This is a genomic window from Mesorhizobium sp. M1A.F.Ca.IN.022.07.1.1 (genome assembly GCF_003997575.1).
GTDB lineage: Bacteria > Pseudomonadota > Alphaproteobacteria > Rhizobiales > Rhizobiaceae > Mesorhizobium.
In genome coordinates this window covers 1-10,618 of sequence record NZ_RZST01000209.1, presented here as the reverse complement: position 1 = coordinate 10,618, position 10,618 = coordinate 1, and the positions used below count along the sequence as shown (strand labels likewise).

Sequence of the window (10,618 nt, the reverse complement as noted above, 5' to 3'; positions counted from 1 at the left end):
GACCGCTGGCGGTCAGCGCGAAATTGACCCCGCCGGCAAGCGGCGTGCCCGCCAGCGACGACAGCGCCGATACATCGCCCAGCGTTCCCTTGACGTTTGCCTTGATATCCGAGCCTTGCGCGCTGGCGGTGCCGCTGGCGCTGAGCGAGCCGGAGGTGAGTTCCAGCTCGTTGGCCGCGAAAGCGCCTTCCGGATCGCGGGTCGCGGTAGCCGAGAATTTCACCCGTTCGCCAAGCAGCGAGCTGATCTGCGGCGGCAGCGCCTTCGATACGGCGTCGGCGTTCATCTTCAGCGTCATCGACAGGTCGGCGAGCGAGACGCCGGCGGTCAGCGCTGCATTGAGCGCATCGCTGCGCAACGTGCCCTGGTCGACGGTGACGGTGTCGCGGCTGATCGAACCGGCGAGATCGGCGGCTAGCTTGCCCGTCACCAGCGGCGCCAGGGTCGCCACGTCGGTCTTCAGGCCGGCGGCCGCGAGCTTGACATTAACCGGCCCGGTGCGGGTCGCGACGTCGAAGCCGTCGGAATGGACCTGTCCCGTCACATTGTTGAGCTGCGTGCCGCCGACGGCGATCGAGGCCAAGGAGGTGCCGATGTCGACTATCGGCGCCTTGCCGTCGCCAAAGGCGCGTGCGGTCGCCTTCTCGACCGCGACCAGGATCGGCACCGCGCTGGTGCCGACGTCGATGGTGACGGGCTTGTCCTTGGCGGAGAGCTCGACGGCAAGATCGCTGGCGCCCTTCGGGTCGACATTGCCGGTGGCCGTGCCGTGCACGGCGCCGCTCTCTACAATTGCGCGCTCGATATCGATCCCGCCTGTCGTGGTCGCCGTCCCGGCCACGTCGAAATTCGTCTTGCCGGCAAACAGCGACTTGAACTTCTCCGGCAGGAAGCGCTCGAATTCGCCGTCGCCTTTGGCCTCGACATAGTGGCCCCTGTCGCTCAACTGATGGCGGCCGGTGAGCTGGGCGACGATCTGACGGTCGACAACGAACGTGCCGATGCCGTTCCAATTGGCGAGCGGCCCCGTGCCGGAGACGACGATATCAACGGGCGGCGCATCGGGGAGCTTGAGCAAATTGGCAATGATGCCGCCGGCCGGCTCCGACGCCTTGAGATCGAGGTCGAGCTTGTTGTCGGCCGGCGCGAAACGGACCTTGGCGTCGACATTGCCCTGCTTGCCGTCGCGGCGGGCGACTTTGAGCACCGTGTCGATCGCCAGCGGCGATGGATCGGCCTTGAGCGAGCCCTTGGCGGCAAGTTCGGCAATGCCGCTGCCGGCGAGCTCTTGCCCGAGCGCGATCTCCGGCAGCTCGATCTCTTTGACGTCGATCGAGACCGGCAGACTGTTCGATGCGCCTTGCGACGGCTGTTGGCCGGCTCGTGGCAGCCGCGCCAACTCGATGCGCTCGGCTTCGATGCGATCGGCGCTGAAGTTGCGCGACAAAAGCGCCGTCGGCGACCAGTCGAGCGCCACCTTGCGCGCCACCAGCCAGGGCCCGGTACGATCCTCCAGCACGACATGATCGAGCCTGAGCTGACCGGACCAGATGCCTTCGATACCGCTGACGGTGATCTTGCGGTCCTCGGTCGAGGCCAGCTTCGAGATCAGACCAGCGAGATTCTGACGGCCGCCTTCGGTGCCGGTCAGCACGGCGAGGGCGCCGACCGCCACCACCAGCAGCAGGAGCAGCGCGTAAAGGCAGATACGAAGGATGCGCCAGAATATCCTCATCATCAGAACGCCTGACCGATGCCGGCATAGAGGCCGAAATGCGGATCGCCCGGATCGCGGTTGAGCGGCACGGCGGCGTCGATGCGCAGCGGCCCGAATGGCGTAAGATAGCGCAGACCGACGCCGGCGCCGACCTTGACGTCGGAGAAATCGGGGAAGGATTTGGTCGAGACCGTGCCGGCATCGACGAACGGAACGATGCCGATCGTGTCGGTGACGGCCATGCGCATCTCGACCGAGGTCTCGAACAGGGACAGGCCGCCGATCGGCTGGCCGTCGATGTCCTTCGGGCCGATACCTTGATAGGCATAGCCGCGCACCGAGCCGCCGCCGCCGGAATAGAAGCGCCTGTCGGCCGGAACATTCTGCAGCCTGGTGCCAACGATCGAGCCGAGCGTGGCGCGTTCGGCGAGGACGAATCTGCTCGCCGTATCGAGCGACTGGTAAGCCGAGCCTTCGCCCTTCAACTTGAGGAAGGTCGCGCCGTTCAGAATGTCGTAGCTCGGCTCGGCATAGGCGAGCGCCCGGAAACCCCTGGTCGGGTTGAGCTTGTTGTCGCGGCTGTCATAGACATATTGCAGCGGAATGCTGGCGATCAGATAGGTGTGCTTGCCGAAGGCGTCGGTGATCCTCGAGTAGTCGAGGTCGAATTCGGCCGAGACCCGCTGCCTCTTGTCGAGGTCGTAGGAGACTCCAACGTCGCCCTTGACCGAGAAATGGTCATAGGCGTCGGGGTGCTCCAACACGGTCTTGACGCCGGTGAAGAACTTCGATGTCGGCCCGAGCACCCCCGGCTTCTCGAACATGATGCCGGCATTGTAGTTGAGCGCGGAAATGCTGTTGCTGCCGATGCCGCTGATGGAGCCGTCGATGCGCAGCTTCTCCGCCTGGCCGAACAGGTTGCGGTGGCCCCAATAGCCTTCGAGCCCCAGTCCTTCCGTGTTCGAAAACGTGCCGCCGACGCCGAAAAAGCGCGGCTTGCGCTCGCTCACCTGGACGTCGATCGGAATGTTGCCTTGAGCGTCGAGGCTCTCGCCCTCCTTGATGGTCACGCTGTTGAAGACTTCGAGCCCGAGCAGCCGATCGCGGGCATCGTCAATCTCTTGCGGCGAATATTGCTGGCCCCGCTTTAGGTCGGTCATGTATTCGGTGAAGTCGCGATCGACCTTTTCGGTACCCTCGACGGTGGTGTCGCCATAGCCGGCGACCGGGCCGGCCGCGACCGTCAGTGTCACGTCGAGCGTTGAGGTGTCATGGTCTGCGACGATCTCGCGATCCGTCACCTGGGCTAGCGGTCTGCCCTCTTCCTTGAGCGCTCGCACGATCGCCGCTTCGGCCTTGAGCACGGCACCCGAACTGGCGTCGCCGCCCGCGATCAGGCCGAAATCGGCGCTCGCCAGGCCGGCCGCGTCGCCTTTCAGTCTGATGTCGCCGAGGGTGAATTTCGGCCCGGCGGCGATGCTGACGACCACCGGAATGGGCTGCGGCCCCTTGAATTCGGCGTCCGGCGGCAGTTCGTCGATGGACTTGCCCTCTATGGTGATGGTGACCACGCCCTCGTAGCGGGCGTCGGCATAAAGGGCGGCAACCAGTTGCTCGCGGTCGCTGCGCGCCTTGGCCATCAAGCCGAGCGACCCTGATACCGGATGCTCCTCGTCATTTTTGAGCGCCGAGGCATCTTTCAGTTTCTTGACCAGATCCTTGTCGGCATCGGCAGCGTCCATGGTCACCGAATAGCGCAGCCGATCGACGATGTCGGCATCCTCGTCCTTGGACGAGCCCCAAAGCTTGATGCCGAAAATCTCGAAAGCAGCCGCCGGCCGCGCTTCGCCGGCGAGCATGGCCGCGCAGACGAGCGCCAAAAGCAGGGCGCGCGGAAGCCCGCGCCCTGGCGCGATCCCTCCTGACATCTGCGTTTCATACGCCGGCATTACGCTAACCTAGACGACAAAACTAAAATTGGAATGAAGTTCTGAAACGCTCGTAAAGGGGCCACAATCCAATTGTCTGAAATAGACCGGGCTTGGAATTCACACCTTTTGCGCCTTCGCAAGAAAGCGTGAACCCTTGTCCCATGGAGGTTCTGTCGAAATACCGGCCTGTGGCCGGCATGGAAACCGTTGGCGGGTTGAAAACCTGCCGCGTTCGGCGTTGACAAGCCTGTTTGATGCTTGATCATGCCCGGACGCTGCAATGTCGGGAGGGTGATATGGCAATGCGCGCGGCTCGTGGTTTCTCGTTCCTCATTCTTCTGTTCTTTGCCTTGAGCGGGGCCGCGCAAGCGGCCGAAGCCCGGCGAATCGTGACGACTGACAATTCCGACTATTTCGGTTTCGACCTCAGGTCCGACCAGAATGTCAGCCTCGACCAATGCAAGACCACATGCCTCGGCGATCCCGCCTGCCGCGCCTTCACCTACAACACCAAGGCCAAATGGTGCTTTCTCAAATCCGACTACAATCAGCTGAAACCCTTCAGCGGCGCCGTCGCCGGCAAAGTCGCAAACGTCGATGGCGACCCCGATATCGGCGCGCCGCCTCCACTTGCCTTCTTCCCCAACTGGATGGCCGATCAGGCCCAGCAGTTCCGCAACAAGCTGACCGATCCGGCCTATGACAAGCCGACCGAAGGGCTGGCCGCACTTCAGGCTGCGGCCGAGCAGGCAGCGCTGACCGGCGACCATCGCCTGGCCATGCAGAAATACCAGGCGGCGCTGTCCGTCCTGCCCGACGACGGCGCGCTCTGGCTGGCGCTGGCGCGCGAGACGCTCGGCGTGCAGCCGGCTTCCAACACTTCCGAACCCTCGACCCTGCCGGCAAACGTCACCTCGGCCGCTTTCAACGCCTATAAGCTGGTGCGCACGGCAAAAACCCGCGCCGAGGCGCTGGCGCTGCTTGCCGCCGGCCTCGACAAGCGCGACCTTTTCCGGCCGGCCATTCAGGCCTATGAGGCGAGCCTTGCGCTGGTGAACTCGCCAGCCGTGCAGGCCGACTACGCCGACCTCAAAGCACGCAAGGGTTTCCGCGTGATCGACCATTCCGTCGATGCCGATTCCTCTTCGCCGCGCATCTGCGCCCAGTTCTCCGAGGACTTGGTGAAGACCGGCGTCGACTATTCGCAGTTCGTCACCGTCGACAATGCCGCTCCCAAGGCTGTCGAAGCCAAGGACAAGCAGATCTGCGTCGAAGGGCTTGAACATGGCCAGCACTATGACGTGACCTTCCGCGCCGGTCTGCCGGCCGCGATCGGCGAGTCGATTGCCGCTCCGGTCGTGCTGTCGATCTATGTCCAGGACCGCGCCCCGTCGGCCCGCTTCACTGGCGACAGCTTCGTGCTGCCGGCCGGCGCCCGCCGCGGCATTCCGGTCGTCACCGTCAACATGAGCGCCGCCAAGATGAAGCTCTACCGCATCGGCGACCGATCGCTGGCGCAGCTTCTGTCCGGCTACCAGTTCCTGCATCAGCTCGACGGCTATGACATTTCCACCATTTCCGACCAGATGGGCGAGCCGGTCTGGGAAGGCACGCTCGACATCGCCAACGACCTCAACAAGGAGGTCACCACCTCCTTTCCGGTCGACGAGGCGATCCCGCAGCGCAAGCCCGGCGTCTATGTGCTGACCGCCCAGCCGGTCGACGACAAGAGCAACGATTATGGTTCGCGCGCCACCCAGTGGTTCGTCGTTTCCGACATCGGTCTGTCCACTTATACCGGCCAGGACGGTCTCAACGTCTTTGCCCGCTCGCTGGGCTCTGCCAAGCCGATTGCCGGCGCCGAACTGACGCTGCTTGCCAAGAACAATGAAATCCTCGGCACGGCGACGTCCGACGCCGAGGGCCATGCCGTTTTCAACCCCGGCCTGACGCGCGGCGAAGGCGGCATGGTGCCGGCGGTGCTGATGGCCAAGCAGGGCGACAACGACTTCGTCTTCCTCGACATGGGCCGCGCCGGTTTCGATCTGTCGGACCGCGGCGTTGCCGGGCGTGCCGCGCCCGGCGCGCTCGACGTCTATACCTGGACCGAGCGCGGCATCTACCGCGCCGGCGAAGACGTCCATGTCGCCGCCCTTGCGCGCAACGGCGCCGCCAAGGCGGTCGAGAACCTGCCGCTGACCTTCATCTTCACCCGACCCGATGGCGTCGAGAACCGCCGTATCGTCAGCGACGGCGCTGCCGCCGGCGCCCATGCCGTCGATCTGTCGCTCGAGCCTAACGCCATGCGCGGCACCTGGTCGGTGTCGATCTACACCGATCCCAAGCAGGCACCGGTCGCCAGCCATATGTTCCTGGTCGAAGACTTCGTGCCGGATCGCATCGAGTTCGACTTGACGGCCGACAAGAAGGAGATCGCGCAGGGCGAGACAGCCAATGTCAGCGTCGACGGCCGCTTCCTCTATGGCGCGCCGGCCGCCGGCCTTGCGCTCGAAGGCGAGATGACGCTGTCGACCACGGACAGTTGGGATCGGTTCAAGGACTTTACCTTCGGTCTCGCCGACGAGCAGTCGGCCGAGCCTTCGGTGACGCCTTTGGCCAACCTTCCCCTTATCGGCGACGACGGCAAGGCGACCTTCCCGGTCTCGATCGACCAACTGCCCTCCACCACCAAGCTGATCAACGCCAAGGTCACAGTCCGCATGCGCGAAGCCGGCGGCCGTGCCGTCGAGCGCTCGCTCGACATCGCCGTCCATCTGGAAAAGGAGATGATCGGCATCCGCCCGGATTTCGAAGGCGGCGAGGTGCCGCAAGGCGGAACGGCGAAATTCAGCATCATCGCCGTCGATTCGAACGGCAAACGCGAGGAGCTGAAGGGCGCGCAGTGGTCGCTGGTCAAGGTCGAGCGCAATTACCAGTGGTACCGTTCGAACAATTCCTGGAACTATGAAGCGGTGAACCTCACCAAGGCCGTCGCCAACGGCCAGATCGACCTGAAAGCCGACGGCGAGGCGACCGTGTCGCTTCCTGTCGACTGGGGCCGCTACCGGCTCGAGGTCGAGACGGCCGACCCCGATGGCCCGGCGACCAGCTATGAGTTCGACGCCGGCTGGTACGTCGCCTCGACCACCACCGAAACACCGGACGGCCTGGAGATCGCTCTCGACAAGGACACTTACGCCGCCGGCGAGGTGGCCAAGCTCAAGGTGTCGCCGCATTTTGCCGGCGAACTCCTGGTCACCATCGGCGCCGAGAAGCTGTTGAAGACCGTCACCGCTTCGGTGCCGACCGGCGGCAGCACCGTCGACATCCCGGTCGGCGACGACTGGGGAGCCGGCGCCTATGTCACGGCGACTTTGTTCCGGCCCGGCGATGCGCAGGAATCGCGCATGCCGGCCCGCGCAATCGGCGTCAAATGGCTGACCGTCGATCCGGGTTCGAAGAAGCTCACTGTTGCGCTTACGCCGCCTGAAAAGACGGCCCCGCGCCAGCAGCTGTCGATCCCGGTCGCCGTCAGCGGCGCGCAAGCCGGCAGCAAGGCCTATGTGATGGTCGCGGCCGTCGATGTCGGCATCCTCAATCTCACCAACTACAAGGCGCCCGATCCGGAGGACTGGTTCTTCGGCCAGCGCATGCTGGGTCTGGAAATCCGCGACCTTTATGGCCGCCTGATCGACGGTTCGCTCGGCACCACCGGCAAATTGCGGACCGGCGGCGACGGCGCCAACATGCAGTCGCAGGGCAGCCCGCCGACCGAGAAGCTGGTCGCCTTCTTCTCCGGCCCGGTCGAGCTCGATGCCAACGGCAAGGCGCGGATCGATTTCGACATCCCGCAGTTCAACGGCACCGTGCGCGTCATGGCCGTCGCCTGGACCAAAGAGGCCGTCGGCCATGCTCAAACCGACGTCATCGTGCGCGATCCGGTGGTGATCACCGCCGGCCTGCCGCGCTTCCTGGCGCCTGGCGATGCCGCGACCATGCGTCTCGACATCGCCGACACCGACGGCCCTGCCGGCGACTACAAGCTGTCGGTCACCACGACCGGCGATCTCTCGACCGGCGACAAGCCCCTGCCCGAGAAGCTGACGCTTAGCCAGGGCAAGCGGCAAGCGCTCTCATTTCCGCTGATCGCGCAGACGGCGGGCGACGCTTCGATCACCGTCAAGCTCGCGCATAACGGCGGAACCGAGGTCGAGCAGACGCTCTACCTGCCGGTGCGCCCGGCGCAGCTCCCGGTCACCAACCGCATGGTAGTCGACCTGAAGCCCAATGGCGGCGCCTTGCGCGTCGACAAGGAGCTGCTCGCCGCAAGCGTGCTTGACGGTGCTTCGGTCAGCGTCGGCGTCTCACAGGCAGCCGCCTTCGACGTGCCTTCGCTCTTGATGACGCTCGATCGCTACCCCTATGGCTGCGCCGAGCAGACAACCAGCCGTGCCTTGCCGCTGCTCTATGTCAACGACATGGCAAAAAGCATCGGCATGGAGAGCGATCCGGACCTGCATGGTCGCATCCAAGATGCCGTCTACAAGGTGCTGAGCTACCAGGCATCAAGCGGCAGCTTCGGCCTCTGGGGCCCGGGTTCCGGCGATCTCTGGCTCGATGCTTATGTCACGGAGTTCCTGACCCGGGCACGCGAGCAGAAATACGACGTGCCGGCTCAGGCGATGAACCAGGCGCTGAACAACCTGCAGAACTCGCTTGGTTATGACCAGGACGTCCAGGATCGCGGCAGCGAGATCGCCTACGCGCTCTATGTGCTCGCCCGCAACAAGAAGGCCTCGATCGGCGATCTGCGCTACTATTCGGACACGCAGCTCGAGTCCTTCTCGAGCCCGATGGCTGTCGCCCAACTGGCCGCGAGCCTGGCGCTCTATGGCGACACCCAGCGCTCGGAGGCGACTTTCCAGACGGCCTTGCGGCTGGCACAGGCAAGCACCGAATACGACTATTATCGCTCCGATTATGGCTCGCCCCTGCGTGACGGCGCGGCGATGCTTGCGCTGGCCGCGGAATCGAAGCCGGTGCCGAGCATCGTGCCGCAGCTGATCAGGCTGGTGGCGCGTGAACGCGCCGACGCCCGCTGGACGAGCACGCAGGACGAATCCTGGATGCTCCTTGCGGGAAGGGCGCTGAAGGAAGGCAACAATTCGATCACGCTTTCCGTCAACGGCGCGCCGCATACCGGCGGCTATTCCGATCGGGTTGCCGGCAACGATCTTGTCGACAGCCCGCTCACCATCGCCAACACCGGCACCACGGCGCTACAGGCCGTCGTCACCGCGGTGGCGGCACCCGTCGAGCCGCTGCCGGCCGGCGGCGACGGCTTCACCATCGATCGTACCTACTATAGGCTCGACGGCACCGAGGCGAACATCACCGAGGCGAGGCAGAACGAACGCTATGTGGTCGTGCTCAAGGTCTATGAGCAGAACAAATGGCCCTCGCGCCTGCTGATCACCGATCTGTTGCCGGCCGGCTTCGAGATCGACAATCCGAGCCTGGTGTCCAGCGCTCAGTTGTCGAACTTTTCCTGGCTGGCGCAGACCGACGCCGCGCATCTGGAGTTCCGCGACGACCGCTTCGTCGCCGCCTTCAATCCCAACGAAGGCGACGGCTACCGCAACATCACGCTGGCCTATGTCGTGCGCGCCGTGAGGCCCGGCACCTATGCCCATCCGGCGGCGACGGTGGAGGACATGTACCGGCCGCAATATTCGGCCCGCACCGCCTCCGGCATGGTGGAGGTCAAGGCGGAGTAAGTATTCCGACGCTGGCGATCACAAACATGGCGATAGCGCTGCCCCTCATCCGCCTTCCGGCACCTTCTTCCCGTGAAAGACGGGGAGAAGGGACAAGCTCCAGCGCTGACGCCCCCCTCTCCCCGTCTTTCACGGGAAGAGGGTCAGGGTGAGGGGCAGCACCATGCTTTCCAAAAGATTTTTGCGCCGCGCTGCCATAACGGCAGCTTCCTCCGCCGCCTGTCTTGCCCTTTCCGTCGCCGCTCTCTGGCAGCTCGACCGCGCCTTCCCGCCGCCGCTCCCGGCGCCGCTGACGGTCTCCACCGAAGTGCAGGACCGCGACGGCGAACTCTTGCGCGCCTTCGCGACGCCGGACGGCTACTGGCGGCTTGGGACCCGGCTCGACCAGGTCGACAAGCAGTTCGTCGACATGCTGGTCGCTTATGAAGACAAGCGCTTCTGGGACCACCGCGGCGTCGACATGCTGGCGCTTTGTCGCGCCGCCGGGCAGTTCGCCACCAGCGGCCACATCGTTTCCGGCGGCTCGACGCTCTCGATGCAGCTTGCCCGTCTGATCGAGCCGCGCGACAGCCGCAGCCTCGCCTCCAAGGCCAGGCAAATCCTGCGCGCCATCCAGATCGAGCGGCGTTTGTCCAAGCGCGAAATCCTCGAGCGCTACCTGACGCTGGCGCCCTATGGCGGCAACCTGGAAGGTGTGCGCGCCGCCTCGCTCGCCTATTTCGGCAAGGAGCCGAAGCGGCTGACCGTATCGGAAGCAGCACTTTTGGTCGCGCTGCCGCAGTTGCCGGAAAAGCGCCGGCCAGACCGCAATCTCGACATCGCGCATGCCGCGCGCGACCGCGTGCTCACCCGCATGGTCTCGGCCGGTCTGCTCAACGAACGAGAGGCAGCGCGCGCCGCGCTCGACGACGTCTCCGGCCTGCGCCGCAAGCTGCCGGCATTGGCCGCGCATGCGTCCTACGCCATGCTGCCCAAGGCTCAACCCGGCAAGCCGCTGCAACTCACCATCCGCCGCAGTGTTCAGCAAGGGCTGGAGCAGGTGGCGAAAGAGGCCGCCAGGAAGCTCGGCCCAAAGCTTTCCGTCGCCATGGTGCTGGCCGATGCGCGCACCGGCGACATTCTTGGCGAAGTCGGCTCGGCCGATTTCTTCGACGCCAGCCGCTCCGGCTGGATCGACATGACCAAAGTAGTGC

At 64.9% G+C, this 10,618-nt stretch carries 3 protein-coding genes and 1 pseudogene; 2 read left to right on the top strand and 2 right to left on the bottom strand.

The window, feature by feature from the left end; translation table 11 throughout:
- Both EOA75_RS21345 and EOA75_RS21340 read right to left on the bottom strand, forming a co-directional pair.
- A pseudogene (locus EOA75_RS21345) lies at positions 1-1,738 on the bottom strand (translocation/assembly module TamB); the annotation flags it as partial.
- Positions 1,738-3,666, bottom strand: coding sequence for an autotransporter assembly complex family protein (locus tag EOA75_RS21340; protein ID WP_127325088.1), 1,929 nt, complete (start codon positions 3,664-3,666; stop codon positions 1,738-1,740). The gene EOA75_RS21340 and the pseudogene EOA75_RS21345, both read right to left, overlap by 1 nt.
- Positions 3,667-3,944: 278 nt before the next feature.
- Here EOA75_RS21340 and EOA75_RS21335 point away from each other — a divergent pair, with 278 nt between their 5' ends.
- Positions 3,945-9,425, top strand: coding sequence for an alpha-2-macroglobulin family protein (locus EOA75_RS21335; RefSeq protein ID WP_127325087.1), 5,481 nt, complete (start codon positions 3,945-3,947; stop codon positions 9,423-9,425).
- A gap of 163 nt (positions 9,426-9,588) precedes the next feature.
- On the top strand, positions 9,589-10,618 hold a 1,030-nt coding region (locus EOA75_RS21330), incomplete at its 3' end, for a transglycosylase domain-containing protein (protein ID WP_206517024.1).

Bases quoted from the DNA above. Each gene is read 5' to 3' on its own strand.
- EOA75_RS21335 (WP_127325087.1), top strand. From the start codon at position 3,945: ATGGCAATGCGCGCGGCTCGTGGTTTCTCGTTCCTCATTCTTCTGTTC.
- EOA75_RS21340 (WP_127325088.1), bottom strand. From the start codon at position 3,666: ATGCCGGCGTATGAAACGCAGATGTCAGGAGGGATCGCGCCAGGGCGC.